Source organism: Streptomyces sp. NPDC088147 (assembly GCF_044741565.1).
Lineage (GTDB): Bacteria > Actinomycetota > Actinomycetes > Streptomycetales > Streptomycetaceae > Streptomyces.
Genome location: NZ_JBIUSY010000005.1, coordinates 156,212 through 171,254, shown reverse-complemented (window position 1 = coordinate 171,254; position 15,043 = coordinate 156,212). Strand labels below are relative to the sequence as shown.

Below are 15,043 nucleotides of genomic sequence, written 5' to 3'. Positions count from 1 at the left end.
CGACATGAAGTCTCTTGACGTCAAGATATATGACGGTGCAGGGTGGGAGACGACCGCCGTGGGCCGCTCCCGCGGTGTACTCCGCGACCGCGATGGGGGCTCCACCATGCACTCCGCACCGTCCCGTTCCTCCTCGGCCGCTGAGCCGCCCGCCGCGACCTGGGACCCGGCGCAGTACCTCAGGCACGCCGGCCATCGCAGCCGTCCGTTCCTCGATCTGCTGGCCCGTATCCCCGAGCCTCCCGCGGGCGACGGCGGAGCCGTCAGGATCGCCGACCTCGGCTGCGGCCCCGGCAATGTCACCGCGCTCCTCGCCGACCGCTGGCCCGCCGCCCGGATCACCGGCTTCGACAACTCGCCCGCGATGCTCGACCGGGCCCGCGAGGGGTACGAGGGCCCCACCCCGGGCGGTGGTGCGCTGGACTTCCGGGAGGGGGACGCCGCGCACTGGACGCCCGGCGAACCGTACGGCCTGATCGTCTCCAACGCGGCCCTCCAGTGGGTGCCGAACCATCCCGAGTCCTTCGCCGGCTGGATCGGCGCCCTCGCCCCCGGCGGCACCTTCGCCTTCCAGGTCCCCGGCAACTTCACCGCCCCCAGCCACGCCCTGCTCGCCGAACTGTGCGCCACCCCGCGCTGGCGCGACCGGCTCGACCTCCCGGCCCTGCGGACCGTGCGCGTCCTGGAGCCCGCGGACTACCTCACGCGCCTCTCGGACCTCGGCTGTGCGGCGGACGTCTGGGAGACGACGTACCTCCAGCTCCTCACCGGCGAGGACCCGGTGCTCGACTGGGTCAAGGGCACGGCCCTGCGGCCCGTCCTCACCGCGCTGGAGGGCGACGAGGCGGCCACGGAGGAATTCACGGCCCAATACCGCGACCTGCTCCGCACCGCCTACCCCCCGGGCCCGCACGGCACGGTCTTCCCGTTCCGCCGGATCTTCGCGGTCGCACGCACGGCGGGATGAGGCCCGGTGGCCCGCCTGGCTCAGGCCCGCCGCTTCAGGGCGTCGAGAGTGATGTCCAGGTCGATGGTGAACGGGACGCTGAGCTTGAGACGGTCGTGGTGGATGCCCGTCAGCTGGTACGACTTCGAGAGCGGGTCCAACTCGTAGACGCGTACGACCGGATGCCGGTCGGCGCCGGCCATCTCGACCAGCCAGAAGTTCGGGATGCCCGCCGTGGCGTACTTGTGTGGCTTGCTCTCACGGTCTCGCGCCTCGGAGTCCGGGGACACCACCTCGACGGCAAGCAGCAGGTCGGCCGCCTCGAAGCGGGTCTGTTCCAGGTCGGTGGCCGCCTCGGCCCGGACGACGAGAACGTCAGGCTCAGGGCCGTTGCGGCGATCGAGGATGACGGTCATCTCTCGCTCGACTTCGACATCCGACGGCGCCGACCGGCTCAGGCCGGTCACTAGCAGGTCGATCATTCGGGCATGGAAACGGCGCTGCGGACTCACGAAAACAAGGCTCCCGTCGATCAGCTCGGTGTGCGGCGGGAGTCCTGGCAGGGTGAACAGATCGTCCACGGTGTAGCCGTCCTGCGGGGGCACAGGCCACTGATGCGTGGCCTTGACTGGCTCTGCGGTCATGATTCCTCCCATGGACGGAATGCTCGGCCCTGTTTCTCCACCGTAGCGGTGGAATAACGACGTCGTCATCACAATGAGTGACCGTTTGCCCCTGAGGCTGACCGTATGATCAACGGGCGCCGGTCTCAGATCTTGCGGTGGCCTATGAGCCGCGGCTTCGGTTCCAGGTTCTCCAGGCCGTGCCACGCCAGGTTCACCAGATGCGCCGCCACCTCGGACTTCTTCGGGCGGCGCGCGTCCACCCACCACTGGCCCGTCAGCGCCACCATGCCCACCAGCGCCTGGGCGTACAGCGGTGCCAGCTTCGGGTCGAAGCCGCGGGCCTTGAACTCCATGCCGAGGATGTCCTCGACCTGGGTGGCGATATCGCTGATCAGCGAGGCGAACGTCCCCGTGGACTGCGCCACCGGAGAATCGCGGACCAGGATGCGGAAGCCGTCCGTATACGTCTCGATGTAGTCGAGCAGTGCGAACGCGGCCTGTTCCAGCAGCTCACGGGGGTGGCCGGCGGTGAGGGCGCTGGTGACCATGTCCAGCAGCTGGCGCATCTCGCGGTCCACGACCACCGCGTACAGGCCCTCCTTGCCGCCGAAGTGCTCGTAGACGACGGGCTTGGAGACCCCGGCCTTCGCCGCGATCTCCTCGACCGACGTGGCCTCGAAGCCCTTCTCGGCGAAGACGGTGCGGCCGATGTCCAGCAGCTGTTCGCGCCGTTCCGCACCGGTCATCCGGACCCTGCGAGTCCGCCGCCCTCCCGTGGTCCGGCCCTTGTCGGTGCTGCCCTTGCCGCTCGTGCTGCCGTCGATCGCCACGGTGCCCATCATGCCTTGGCGGGTGCGCTCTTGCGGCGAGTGTCCAGCCGGGAAGCGCTCGGCCAGCGGACGTCCGACGCCCAGCCCAGCAGCTCGAACCAGCGGATGATCCGGGCGCTGGAGTCGAGCTGGCCCCTGAGCACGCCGTGCCGCGCGCTGGTGGGGTCCGCGTGGTGCAGGTTGTGCCAGGACTCGCCGCAGGACAGCACCGCGAGCCACCAGACATTCCCCGAGCGGTCCCGGGACTTGAAGGGGCGCTTGCCGACCGCGTGACAGATGGAGTTGATCGACCACGTGACATGGTGCAGCAGCGCCACCCGCACCAGCGAGCCCCAGAAGAACGCCGTGAACGCCCCCCACCAGGACATCGTCACCAGCCCGCCCACCAGTGGCGGGATCGACAGCGAGACGACCGTCCACAGCGCGAACTGGCGCGAGACCGCCCGGATCGCCGGGTCCTTGATCAGATCGGGCGCGTATTTGTGCTGCGGCGTCTGCTCCTCGTCGAAGAGCCAGCCGATGTGCGCCCACCACAAGCCCTTCATCAGCGCGGGAAGGGTCTCGCCGAACCGCCACGGGGAGTGCGGGTCGCCCTCCGCGTCCGAGTACTTGTGGTGTTTGCGGTGGTCCGCCACCCAGCGGACCAGCGGGCCCTCCACGGCGAGCGAACCGGCCACGGCGAGCAGGATCCGCAGCGGGCGCTTCGCCTTGAAGGAGCCATGGGTGAAGTAGCGGTGGAAGCCGATCGTGATGCCGTGGCAGCCGATGTAGTACATCGCCACCATCAGACCCAGATCGAGCCAGCTCACGCCGCCCCAGGCGAACGCCAGCGGCACCGCGGCGAGCAGCGCCACGAAGGGCACGGCGATGAAGAGCAGCAGGGCGATCTGCTCGATGGTCCCCTTGCTGTCCCCGCCGAGCGTGGCGGAGGGAAGCGGGGTGCCCTCGGCGTCCGAGCCGGGGGAAGAGGAGCCGGTGGAAGAGGTGGGGGGAGTGGAGGGATCGTCGATCACATCGGGGGGTGTGGGCATGAGGGGGTCCCCTGGGGGTGAGGAGTAGGTCAGAAGTACGAATAGGGCAGAAGGTTGGATACGGGTGCGTAACCTACGGCATCGTAAGTATGGCAGCGCCGCACGGCGCGGCAAGAGGCCTGTGGATAACACCAAGCGAAGGACACCTATCCTTGTTGTCGTCGGACAGCGCGGTCCGCGAGACCTTCTCCCGGAAGGTCTGACGCCTCCAGAACCCTCCAGACGTGCTCAAACACTGCAAGGAGCCGCACCTGTGAGCAGTGCCGACCAGACCTCATCCGCCAGCGCGGAGCTGCGCTCAGACATCCGCCGTCTCGGTGACCTCCTGGGCGAGACCCTCGTACGGCAGGAAGGCCCGGAGCTCCTCGACCTCGTCGAGCGAGTACGCGCGTTGACGCGCGAGAACGGGGAAGCCGCCGCCGAGCTGCTCGGCGACACCGACCTGGAGACCGCCGCCAAGCTGGTGCGCGCCTTCTCCACCTACTTCCACCTGGCCAACGTCACCGAACAGGTCCACCGCGGCAGGGAAATGCGCGAACGGCGCGCCGCCGAGGGCGGCCTCCTCGCCCGCACCGCGGACCGGCTCAAGGACGCCGACCCCGAGCATCTGCGCGAAACCGTCAAGAACCTGAACGTACGGCCCGTGTTCACCGCGCACCCCACCGAGGCCGCGCGCCGCTCCGTCCTCAACAAGCTCCGCCGCATCGCCGAGCTGCTCGAAGCACCCGTCATCGCCTCCGACCGGCGCCGCCACGATCTGCGGCTCGCCGAGTCCATCGACCTGATCTGGCAGACCGACGAACTGCGCGTCGTACGGCCCGAACCGGCCGACGAGGCCCGTAACGCCATCTACTACCTCGACGAACTCCACGTCGGCGCCGTCGGCGACGTACTCGAGGACCTCGTCGCCGAACTGGAGCGCGTCGGCGTCGAACTGCCCCCCGGCACCCGCCCGCTCACCTTCGGCACCTGGATCGGCGGCGACCGCGACGGCAACCCGAACGTCACCCCCGAGGTCACCCGCGAAGTGCTGATCCTCCAGCACGAGCACGGCATCACCGACGCGCTCGAACTCATCGACTACCTGCGCGGCCTGCTCTCCAACTCCATCCGCTACACCGGCGCCACGGACGAACTGCTCGACTCGCTCCAGACCGACCTGGCACGCCTCCCGGAGATCAGCCCCCGCTACAAGCGCCTCAACGCCGAAGAGCCCTACCGCCTCAAGGCCACCTGCATCCGCCAGAAGCTCGTCAACACCCGCGAACGCCTCGCCAAGGGCACCCCGCACGAGCCCGGCCGCGACTTCCTCGGCACCGCCGAACTGCTCGACGACCTCACCCTGATCCAGACCTCGCTGCGCCAGCACCGCGGCGGCCTCTTCGCCGACGGCCGCATGGACCGTACGATCCGTACGCTCGCCGCCTTCGGCCTCCAGCTCGCCACCATGGACGTACGCGAACACGCCGACGCCCACCACCACGCGCTCGGACAGCTCTTCGACCGCCTCGGCGAGGAGTCCTGGCGCTACACCGACATGCCGCGCGAATACCGGCAGAAGCTCCTCGCCAAGGAACTGCGCTCCCGCCGGCCGCTCGCCCCCACCCCCGCGCCCCTCGACCCCGCCGGAGAGAAGACGCTCGGCGTCTTCCACACCGTCCGCCAGGCCTTCGAACGGTTCGGGCCCGAGGTCATCGAGTCGTACATCATCTCCATGTGCCAGGGCGCGGACGACGTCTTCGCGGCGGCCGTACTGGCCCGCGAGGCCGGACTCCTCGACCTGCACGGCGGCTGGGCCAAGATCGGCATCGTCCCGCTGCTGGAGACCACGGACGAACTGCGTGCCGCCGACGTCATCCTCGACGAGATGCTCGCCGACCCCTCCTACCGCCGGCTCGTCTCGCTGCGCGGCGACGTCCAGGAGGTCATGCTCGGCTACTCCGACTCGTCCAAGTTCGGCGGCATCACCACCTCGCAGTGGGAGATCCACCGCGCCCAGCGCCGGCTGCGCGACGTCGCCCACCGGCACGGCGTACGCCTGCGCCTCTTCCACGGCCGCGGCGGCACCGTCGGCCGCGGCGGCGGCCCCTCGCACGACGCGATCCTCGCCCAGCCCTGGGGCACGCTGGAGGGCGAGATCAAGGTGACCGAGCAGGGCGAGGTCATCTCCGACAAGTATCTGATCCCCTCCCTGGCCAGGGAGAACCTGGAACTGACCGTCGCCGCCACCCTCCAGGCCTCGGCCCTGCACACCGCGCCGCGCCAGTCCGACGAGGCGCTGGCCCGCTGGGACTCGGCGATGGACACCGTCTCGGACGCCGCGCACGCCACATACCGCGCGCTGGTCGAGGACCCCGACCTGCCCGCGTACTTCTTCGCCTCCACCCCCGTCGACCAGCTCGCCGACCTCCACCTGGGCTCCCGGCCCTCCCGGCGGCCCGACTCCGGCGCCGGTCTGGACGGACTGCGCGCCATCCCCTGGGTCTTCGGCTGGACGCAGTCGCGGCAGATCGTGCCCGGCTGGTACGGGGTCGGCTCGGGCCTCAAGGCCCTGCGCGAGGCCGGACCCGACACCGTGCTCGACGAGATGTACGAGCACTGGCACTTCTTCCAGAACTTCCTCTCGAACGTCGAGATGACGCTCGCCAAGACGGACCTGCGCATCGCACGCCACTACGTGGACACCCTCGTCCCCGACGAGCTGAAGCACGTCTTCGGCGCCATCGAGGCCGAGCACGCGCTCACCGTCCAGGAGGTGCTGCGGATCACCGGCGGCGAGAAGCTCCTCGACTCCAACCCGGCGCTCCAGCAGACCTTCGCGATCCGGGACGCCTACCTCGACCCGATCTCCTACCTCCAGGTCTCGCTGCTCGCCCGCCAGCGCGCGGCGGCGGAGCGGCAGGAAGCGCCCGATCCCCTGCTGGCACGGGCGCTGCTGCTGACGGTCAACGGGGTCGCGGCGGGGCTGCGCAACACCGGCTGACCGCCCGCCGTACACGCGGAAACGACGACCGCCCCCGGCCCGGATCTCCGGGCCGGGGGCGGCGTCATACCCACGACATGCCGCTTCTCAGAGCGCGAAGAACGTGGCCAGCAGCAGCGCGGCGCCCGCCAGCGCCGTCCCCCAGGCCGTCCGGGTCATCCGCAGACCGCCGCCGATGACGAGCGAGGCCAGCAGCAGCGCCCCGCCCAGCGGCACCCACGCGTACAGCAGCCCCGCCACGCCGGTACGGACCAGATCGTCGGTGCCCGGCTTCACGACGACCGGGAACCGCTCGCCCTTCTTGACGGCGACCGACTGCTCGATGGCCATCCCCGCGCGCGGGCCGTCCGGACCGTCGGGATCGTACGGCCCGGTGCAGGTCCCGTCCGCGCAGCGGGACACCGTGAGCGTGCCGTGCTCACGGCCCTTGGAGAGCACCACGTGGTGGGCGGAGTCCCACGAGGTCCAGACGGCCGCGACGAGCAGCAGCACGGCGACGCAGCCCATCACCGCCCGCCGGCCGAAGGAGAGCACACGGCCGGAGGAGTTCCGCTTCCGCCGCTTCCGCTCTGTCGTCCGTCCCATAGGGCGGGATCTTTGGCCATAGGCATGCGCCCGGTCAACTCAGCGCGGTAAGAGACCTGCCGGAGAGCCCTCGGGACGCCGCCCGTACCGCCCGTACCGCCGTACCGCCTTACCGCCCGTACCGCCGTACCGCCCTGACCGTCGCCCCCGCCCGTCCCCGCGGTCAGTGCAGGATCTTCTCCTTGGCCCGGCGGAACTCCTCATCGGAGATGTCGCCCCTGGCACGGATCTCCGAGAGTTTCGCGAGTTGCTCGACCTCGCTGGATTCCCCCGAGCCCCTGGCGGTCTCCCGCACATAGGAGTCGAACGCCTTCTGCTGGGCCCGCACATGCTCCGTCTCCCGCCTGCCCATGCCCTTGCCGCGAGCGAGGACGTACACGAGGACGCCGACGAAGGGGAGAACGATCACGAGGACGAGCCACCCGGCCTTGGCCCAGCCGCTCATGGCGTCGTCGCGGAAGATGTCGACGATGACCCGGAACAGCAGGACGAACCACAGGATCCAGAGAAAGATCCACAGCATGGTCCAGAACGCACCCAGAAGCGGATAGTCGTACGCCAGATACACGGAACCGTCCATTGTCCTCTCCCCAATCCACCCCCCGCGGTCCGAGCCGCGCGGCGGGGGCCGACGGCTCACCCTTTCCATGCTCATGCGCTCAGCCGATGATCGCCACGCGACCGCCGGAGATGCGGTCCGCGGACCGGGTCTGTGGAATGGAGGACAAGAGCGGTCCGACCGGCGGGAGGCTTGATCGCGTGGACAGGCGCTGGGCCGCACGCCTCGCACTGGCGGCGGGAACGGCGGCCCTGCTGGTTCTCCTGGTGTCCGCCGGGCTGCGGAGCGTGGCGCTGGTGGGCGTGGGGCTGGCGGGACTGGCCGTCACGGCCGCCGCCCTGTGGTGGGTGCTCGCGCGCACGGGGCCGGTCAGGGCGCTCGCTCTCGTACTGGCGACCGGCGCACCGATCGCCGTCCTGGTGTTCTACGCCGTCGCCGGAGTGCTGTGGGTGGTGCTCGTCTCGCTCGCCCTGTGGATGCTGGCGGTGTCCGCCGGCAGAACGGCACTGGCGGACCCGGGCCCGCCGCCCACGCCGGAACCCCGGGCCGCTCCTCCGAGACGGCCGTTCCTCATCATGAACCCGCGCTCGGGCGGCGGGAAGGTCGAGAAGTTCCGCCTGGTGGACAGGGCCAGGGCCCTCGGCGCCGAAGTCGTCGTGCTGGACCCCGCGCATCCGCAGGACGTGGCCGACCTGGCGAGGCGGGCCGTGGACGACGGCGCGGACCTCCTCGGCGTCGCGGGCGGCGACGGCACGCAGGCCCTGGTCGCGGGCGTGGCGATGGAATGCGGCGTTCCGTTCGTCGTCATCTGCGCCGGGACCCGTAACCACTTCGCCATGGACCTCGGCCTCGACCGCGAGGACCCGGCCGCGTGCCTCCAGGCACTCACCGACGGCGTCGAGATCCGCGTCGACCTCGGCTTCATCAGCGTGGGAGCGCCCTCGGCAGCGGGCCGGGAGCGCGTCTTCGTCAACAACGCGTCCTTCGGTGCGTACGCGACCGTGGTGCAGAGCCCGGCCTATCGCGACGACAAGGCCCGTACGACCCTTCGGATGCTGCCGGACCTGCTCACCCACCACAGCGGCCCGAACCTGAAGGTGCACGCCGATTCCGTCGCCCTCGACGGACCCCAAGCCGTCCTGGTGAGCAACAACCCCTACCGGATGGGGGACCCCGCGGGCCTGGGATATCGGGACCGGCTGGATTCCGGCGTCCTGGGAGTGCTCGGCATCACGGTGGACAACGCGGTCCAGGCGGCCTCACTGCTTCGCGGCCGGCGTGCGCTCGGGCTGACCTCGGCCACCGCCCGGCAGGTCGTCATCGACGCCGACGCTCCCTCCGTCCCGGCCGGCGTCGATGGCGAGGCCCTCACCGTGCCCGTCCCCGTACGCTGCCGGATCGAGCCGGGCGCGCTGCGCGTACGACTGCCCCGCCACCGCCCGGGTGTGCGGCCCGGGGCGCCGCCGATGAACTGGCGCAGAGTGCGCAGGCAGGCCCTCACGGTGGGACGGGCCGCGGCGGGGCGTGACCCACGCTGACCGACGGCGGCGGCGCGGGCCGCGGGCGGGAGCGCTCGCCGACCGTGATGTCAGAGGTGCGCGGTAGCGTCGGCCGTACCCGACAGAGGAGGGGCCTCGCATGGCGACCAACTGGAGTCTGACGATCGACTGCGCGCACCCGGCGAAGCTGGCGGAGTTCTGGGCACTGGCGCTGGGCTACGCGGAGAAGCCCGCACCCACGGGGTTCGGGAGCTGGGAGGAATGGTTCTCCCATCACGAGGTCCCGGAAGACGAGTGGGACGACGGCGCGTACCTCTGCGATCCCGAGGGGGCGGGCCCCCACATGTCCTTCCTGAAGGTGCCGGAGCCCAAGGCGGCGAAGAACCGCGTGCACCTGGACGTACAGGTAGGCGGCGGCCGGGAAACACCGTGGGAGGTGCGATGGCCGCGCGTGGCCGAGGCGGTGGAGCGGCTGACCGCCGCGGGGGCGACCGTGATTCGTGAGGAGGGCCTGCGGGGCAGACCCGATCATGTGGTGATGGCTGATCCGGAAGGAAATGAGTTCTGCCTGGTCTGACAGCCCGGTCTGACAGCCCGGTCTGACAGCAGCCCGGTCCGACAGCGGAATTCACCAGCCCCTCAGGAGCCGCGTCAGGAGCCGTTCAGGAAATCGCGTCCGGAATCGCGTCAGGAGTTGTACGTGCTCTGCGCGCGCTCGAGTCCCTCGATCACCAGAGCCTCCACCGCGTCCGCCGCGCGGTCCACGAAGTACCCCAGCTCCTTGCGCTCCACCGACGAGAAGTCCTTCAGGACGAAGTCCGCGACCTGCATCCGGCCCGGCGGCCGGCCGATCCCGAACCGTACCCGGTGGTAGTCCGGGCCCATCGCCTTCGTCATCGACTTCAGACCGTTGTGGCCGTTGTCCCCGCCGCCCAGCTTCAGCCGCAGCACGCCGTAGTCGATGTCCAGCTCGTCATGGATCGCGACGATGTTCGCCGTCGGGACCTTGTAGAAATCACGCAGCCCGGTCACCGGACCACCGGACAGATTCATGTACGAGCCGGGCTTGGCCAGCACCACCCGGCGGTTGGCGGGACCTGGCGGCCCGATCCGGCCCTCGATCACCTGCGCCTGCGCCTTCTGCGCCCGCTTGAAGGAGCCGCCGATACGCTCCGCCAGCAGATCGGCCACCATGAACCCGACATTGTGCCGATTGGCCGCGTAACCGGGCCCGGGATTCCCCAGGCCGACGATCAGCCAGGGGGCATTGGCATCCGTGGTCATCCGCGCTGCGTCTCCTCTGGATCGGATGGATCGGGTCGATCGGGTCGATCGGATGGATCGGGTGGATCAAGGTGCATCGGCGAGATCGAGGTGCATCGGGTGGATCAAGCGGACCGGAGCCGATCGGGGGCGTACGGACAGCCGAACGGGGTGGCGGGCCGAGGCCCGCCACCCCGTGGGGCACAGCGTACGGATCAGCCCTCGGCGCCCTCGGCCGCCTCGGCCTCGTCCGCCGACGGCTCCTCGGCCTGCGCGGCCAGGATCTGGATGACGACCGCGTCCTCGTCCGTGACCAGCGTGGTGCCGGACGGCAGCGGGACGTCCTTGGCGACGATCGAGTCACCGGCGTCCAGACCCGCGATGGAGACCGTGACGGACTCCGGGATGTGGGTGGCCTCGGCCTCGACGGTCAGGGTGTTGAGGACGTTCTCCAGCAGGTTGGCGCCCGGGGCCAGCTCGCCCTCGGTGTGCACCGCGACCTCGACGGTGACCTTCTCGCCGCGCTTCACCGCGAGCAGGTCGACGTGCTCGATGTGGCCCTTGATCGCGTTGCGCTGGACGGCCTTCGGGATGACCAGTTCCTTGCGGCCCTCGATGTCCAGGGAGATCAGCGCGTTCGCCGTCTTCAGCGCCATCATCAGGTCGTGGCCCGGCAGGGTCACGTGGACGGTGTCGGCGCCGTGGCCGTAGATGACGGCGGGGACCTTGTTGGCACGACGGGTACGGCGGGCGGCGCCCTTGCCGAACTCGGAACGGACCTCGGCGCTGATCTTCACTTCAGCCATGACGGCACTCCTCGTAGGTGACAGGAAATCGGCCGTCACCCGGCCACGACAGGCCTGCTACGAAGAGCACGTCGATAACGGACCGCCGCACATGAGTGCGGCCTCCCTCGCCGAGCAACTCGCTGAGTCTACCCGGCGGGGAGGCCGCCTCAGAAATCGATCTTGCGGGCCCAGGGCTCATGGGCGCTCCCGGTGCGCTGCGGGCGCTCCGGAACCGTGAACCCAGAGCCCTGAGCCCAGCAGTACCGTTACGCCTGCTCCTCGAAGAGGCTGGTCACCGAACCGTCCTCGAACACCTCGCGCACCGCACGGGCGATCGTCGGCGCGATCGACAGGACCGTGATCTTGTCGAGGTCGAGGTTGCCGGGGTCGGGTAGCGAATTCGTGAAGACGAACTCGCTGACCTTCGAGTTCTTCAGCCGGTCGGCCGCCGGACCCGACAGCACGCCGTGCGTGGCCGTCACTATGACGTCCTCGGCGCCGTGCGCGAAGAGCGCGTCCGCCGCCGCGCAGATCGTGCCACCGGTGTCGATCATGTCGTCCACCAGGACACAGACCCGGCCGGCCACATTTCCGACGACCTCGTGGACCGTCACCTGATTGGCGACGTCCTTGTCACGGCGCTTGTGCACGATCGCCAGCGGCGCGCCCAGCCGGTCACACCAGCGGTCCGCGACCCGTACCCGGCCCGCGTCCGGCGAGACCACCGTCAGCTTCGACCGGTCCACCTTCCCGGCCACATAGTCCGCCAGCACCGGCAGCGCGAAGAGATGGTCCACCGGACCGTCGAAGAAGCCCTGGATCTGGTCCGTGTGCAGATCGACCGTCAGGATCCGGTCGGCCCCCGCGGTCTTCATCAGATCGGCGACCAGCCGGGCCGAAATCGGCTCCCGGCCACGGTGCTTCTTGTCCTGCCTGGCATAGCCGTAGAACGGCACGATCACGGTGATGCTCCGGGCCGAGGCCCGCTTCAGCGCATCGATCATGATCAGCTGTTCCATGATCCACTTATTGATCGGAGCGGTATGGCTCTGGATCAGGAAGCAGTCCGCGCCACGGGCCGACTCCTGATAGCGCACGTAGATCTCACCATTGGCGAAATCGAATGCCTTGGTCGGCACAATCCCGACACCCAGCTGTTGCGCGACCTCCTCGGCCAGCTCGGGGTGGGCGCGGCCGGAGAAGAGCATCAACTTCTTCTCGCCGGTCGTCTTGATCCCGGTCACAGCACTGTCTCCTCAGACGTGTTGATGGCCGCTGCACCCGCGCGTCCCTGCGAGCCAGCCGAATCGTGCAGTTATCACGGTACGCCGAGATCGGCGCATCTCTTTCCGGTCAGCTTTCCTTCTCGTCGCCGACCGAGGTGGTCCCGGCCGCCTGAGCCGCCTGAGCGGAGGCACTCCCCGGCCGCTTCCTGGCCACCCAACCCTCGATATTCCTTTGCTGGCCCCGGGCCACGGCCAGCGAACCGGGCGGTACGTCCTTCGTGATGACCGACCCCGCCGCCGTGTACGCGCCGTCCCCCACCGTGACGGGCGCCACAAACATGTTGTCCGAGCCCGTCTTGCAGTGTGAGCCGACCGTCGTGTGGTGCTTCGCCTCGCCGTCGTAGTTCACGAACACGCTCGCGGCACCGATGTTCGTGTACTCACCGATCGTCGCATCCCCGACATACGACAGATGCGGCACCTTCGTGCCCTCACCGATCGTCGCGTTCTTCATCTCCACGTACGTACCGGCCTTCGCCCGCACACCCAGCCGCGTACCCGGCCGCAGATACGCGTACGGCCCCACCGAGGCGGCCTCACCGATCTCCGCGCCGTCCGCCACCGTGTTGTCCACCCGCGCGCCCGCGCCGACCACCGTGTCCTTCAGCCGCGAATTCGGGCCCACCTCGGCACCCTCGCCCAGATGCGTGGCGCCCAGCAACTGCGTACCGGGATGCACCACCGCGTCCTGCTCGAACGTGACCGACACATCGACGAGAACCGACGCCGGATCCACCACCGTCACCCCCGCCAGCATCGCCCGCTCCAGCAGCCGCGCGTTCAGCAGCCGGCGCGCCTCCGCCAGCTGCACGCGGTTGTTGATGCCCAGGATCTCGCGGTGATCGACGGCGACCGACGCGCCGACGCGATGGCCCGCCTCCCGCAGGATGCCGAGCACATCGGTGAGGTACTCCTCGCCCTGGCTGTTGTCCGTGCGCACCTTGCCCAGCGCGTCCGCCAGCAGCGGCCCGTCGAACGCGAAGACGCCCGAATTGATCTCGCGGATCGCGCGCTGCGCGTCGGTGGCGTCCTTGTGCTCCACGATCGCCGTGACCGCGCCGCTCGCCCCGTCCCGGACGATCCGCCCGTACCCGGTCGAGTCCGGGACCTCGGCGGTCAGCACCGTCACCGCGTTGCCGTCGGCGGCGTGCGTCGCGGCCAGCGCGTTGAGCGTGTCGCCGGAGAGCAGCGGGGTGTCGCCACAGGCGACGATCACGGTCCCGTGCGGCGTGGACCCCAGCTCCTGGAGGGCGATCCGTACGGCATGGCCGGTCCCGTGCTGCTCGGCCTGGTAGGCGGTACGGACACCGGCGTGCTCGGCGGAGAGATGCCCCTCGACCTGCTCACGCGCGTGTCCGACGACCACGACGAGCTGCTCGGGGCCCAGCTCACGGGCCGCGGACACGACATGCCCGACGAGCGAGCGCCCACAGACCTCATGCAGAACCTTGGGGGTCTTCGACTTCATGCGGGTTCCTTCACCCGCTGCGAGAACGACGACGGCGGCCGGTGGGGTCTCCCCGGTTCGAGCGGAGCCGAGAACTTGGGGAAGGTTGGCGCTCACGGGAATGCCCTTCGGCTTCGGGTGATGGACAACCGCAGGATACCGGTGGGTTTCGGGACGGAAACGAGGACGGGTCCTGACCGGCGAGGTCAGGACCCGAACTGCGCAGCTCCCCCACCAGGATTTGAACCTGGACATACGCAGTCAAAGTGCGCAGTGCTGCCGATTACACCATGGGGGATGGTGAGCCACCGCAAACCAGACATTCGGCTATTCGGTGAGAGTGGCCGCTCCTACTATGCCGTACCACCAGCCCTCGATGCGACAGTAAAGCTCGGCGCCTTGGGCGACCCGGATGACCAGGCAACCCCGGTATGTCTCGCCGACATTCTTCCGTACCGTCTTCGGATTGTGCTTCTTCAGGGTCGTCCTCTGGAAAGTGGACACATCGGCGCGGACTTGATCGGCCCAGTACTTCTCCGCGGCTTCCACGTCGGCGGACTCATGGATCATCACGCGGTAGCGCACGCGGTCGCGCTCCACTCCGAGCAGGTCGAGCCAGGCGAGATATACATGGATCATGCCGACGTCGCTGTTGACGAAGATGACGGCCTCTCGGCGGTCATATGGCTTGTCCTTGGTTCCTTCGGCCCAGTAGAGGCCGACGCCGAGCAGGAACAGTTCGCGGTCGGACATCGCGCCGATCTCGGCCGCCGCCGCGGCCTTCGTCCGCTGGCGCCTCTCGTCGCGCACCGCCAGCTCGTGGTCCCAGCGTTTCCGGGCCGCCAGCTTCGCCTGCTCCGCCGCTTCGCGCCGCTCCGGCCTCGGCAGGTCCCGTACCCACAGCGAGATCGAGCTCTTCGAGCAGCCCAGCTCCAGCTGGATCTGGTCGTACGTGAGCCCCTTCAGGCGCAGCTCGCGTGCCTTCGCGCGCAGGTCGTCCTTCGCGTTCGGGCGTGTCGTCCAGTCCGGGGGCGGCTCGCCCTCCAGGAGGCGGTTGAGGATGTCGTTGTTGTGTACGTGGAGCCGGTCGCGTATCTGGCGGCGGCTGAGGCCCTGGCGGCGCAGTGCGACGGCCTGTTGCCGCAGTCCCTCGAAATCGGCGTATCCGCCGTGGATCGCTGTCATGCGGAGATCGTCGTC

The 15,043-nt window shown here is 69.5% G+C and carries 14 protein-coding genes and 1 tRNA gene; 4 read left to right on the top strand and 11 right to left on the bottom strand.

Annotated features, from left to right (window positions below):
- The first annotated feature begins 106 nt into the window (after positions 1-106).
- The gene (locus tag ACIOGX_RS18810) at positions 107-967 is read left to right on the top strand and encodes a trans-aconitate 2-methyltransferase (RefSeq protein ID WP_401914456.1); all 861 of its coding nucleotides are present in this window, start codon (positions 107-109) and stop codon (positions 965-967) included.
- Between the two features lie 20 nt (positions 968-987).
- Here the strand turns inward: ACIOGX_RS18810 and ACIOGX_RS18805 are convergent, their stop codons facing one another.
- The 3 genes from ACIOGX_RS18805 to ACIOGX_RS18795 form a co-directional block, all read right to left on the bottom strand.
- Entirely contained in the window at positions 988-1,590 is a 603-nt protein-coding gene (locus ACIOGX_RS18805; RefSeq protein WP_401914454.1) for a Uma2 family endonuclease, read from the bottom strand.
- Positions 1,591-1,715: 125 nt separating this feature from the next.
- A complete protein-coding gene (locus ACIOGX_RS18800) occupies positions 1,716-2,411 on the bottom strand; it encodes a TetR/AcrR family transcriptional regulator (protein WP_129767038.1) in 696 nt (231 codons plus the stop codon).
- Positions 2,411-3,433: an acyl-CoA desaturase gene (locus ACIOGX_RS18795; protein ID WP_401914451.1), complete on the bottom strand. Its 1,023-nt coding sequence runs from the start codon at positions 3,431-3,433 to the stop codon at positions 2,411-2,413. The genes ACIOGX_RS18800 and ACIOGX_RS18795 overlap by 1 nt, the downstream gene beginning before the upstream one ends.
- A 253-nt stretch (positions 3,434-3,686) precedes the next feature.
- Between ACIOGX_RS18795 and ppc the strand changes: the two genes are divergently transcribed.
- Positions 3,687-6,416 carry a phosphoenolpyruvate carboxylase gene (gene ppc / locus ACIOGX_RS18790; RefSeq protein WP_356512616.1) on the top strand — a complete coding sequence of 910 codons (2,730 nt, stop codon included), beginning with the start codon at positions 3,687-3,689 and terminating at the stop codon, positions 6,414-6,416.
- A gap of 87 nt (positions 6,417-6,503) precedes the next feature.
- Here ppc and ACIOGX_RS18785 read toward each other — a convergent pair whose 3' ends face one another.
- Both ACIOGX_RS18785 and ACIOGX_RS18780 read right to left on the bottom strand, forming a co-directional pair.
- Positions 6,504-7,001, bottom strand: a complete 498-nt coding sequence (locus ACIOGX_RS18785) for a hypothetical protein (RefSeq protein WP_356512618.1) — start codon at positions 6,999-7,001, stop codon at positions 6,504-6,506.
- Positions 7,002-7,164: 163 nt separating this feature from the next.
- Positions 7,165-7,581, bottom strand: a complete 417-nt coding sequence (locus ACIOGX_RS18780) for an SHOCT domain-containing protein (protein WP_356512620.1) — start codon at positions 7,579-7,581, stop codon at positions 7,165-7,167.
- 179 nt (positions 7,582-7,760) lie between these two features.
- Between ACIOGX_RS18780 and ACIOGX_RS18775 the strand changes: the two genes are divergently transcribed.
- A complete protein-coding gene (locus ACIOGX_RS18775; RefSeq protein ID WP_401914448.1) occupies positions 7,761-9,098 on the top strand; it encodes a diacylglycerol/lipid kinase family protein in 1,338 nt (445 codons plus the stop codon).
- Between the two features lie 100 nt (positions 9,099-9,198).
- A complete protein-coding gene (locus ACIOGX_RS18770; protein ID WP_401914446.1) occupies positions 9,199-9,636 on the top strand; it encodes a VOC family protein in 438 nt (145 codons plus the stop codon).
- A 110-nt stretch (positions 9,637-9,746) separates the two neighbouring features.
- Here ACIOGX_RS18770 and pth read toward each other — a convergent pair whose 3' ends face one another.
- The 6 genes from pth to ACIOGX_RS18740 all read right to left on the bottom strand — a co-directional run bounded on the left by pth (position 9,747) and on the right by ACIOGX_RS18740 (position 15,028).
- A complete protein-coding gene (gene pth / locus ACIOGX_RS18765; RefSeq protein ID WP_356512626.1) occupies positions 9,747-10,343 on the bottom strand; it encodes an aminoacyl-tRNA hydrolase in 597 nt (198 codons plus the stop codon).
- A gap of 194 nt (positions 10,344-10,537) precedes the next feature.
- On the bottom strand, positions 10,538-11,128 hold the full coding sequence (locus tag ACIOGX_RS18760; protein WP_129767008.1) for a 50S ribosomal protein L25/general stress protein Ctc: 591 nt from the start codon (positions 11,126-11,128) through the stop codon (positions 10,538-10,540).
- 248 nt (positions 11,129-11,376) lie between these two features.
- A complete protein-coding gene (locus ACIOGX_RS18755) occupies positions 11,377-12,354 on the bottom strand; it encodes a ribose-phosphate diphosphokinase (protein ID WP_129767009.1) in 978 nt (325 codons plus the stop codon).
- 109 nt (positions 12,355-12,463) lie between these two features.
- On the bottom strand, positions 12,464-13,960 hold the full coding sequence (glmU, locus tag ACIOGX_RS18750; protein ID WP_356512628.1) for a bifunctional UDP-N-acetylglucosamine diphosphorylase/glucosamine-1-phosphate N-acetyltransferase GlmU: 1,497 nt from the start codon (positions 13,958-13,960) through the stop codon (positions 12,464-12,466).
- Between the two features lie 109 nt (positions 13,961-14,069).
- Positions 14,070-14,141: transfer RNA gene (locus ACIOGX_RS18745), tRNA-Gln, on the bottom strand.
- A 29-nt stretch (positions 14,142-14,170) separates the two neighbouring features.
- Positions 14,171-15,028, bottom strand: coding sequence for a hypothetical protein (locus ACIOGX_RS18740; protein ID WP_401914441.1), 858 nt, complete (start codon positions 15,026-15,028; stop codon positions 14,171-14,173).
- Positions 15,029-15,043: the final 15 nt, after the last annotated feature.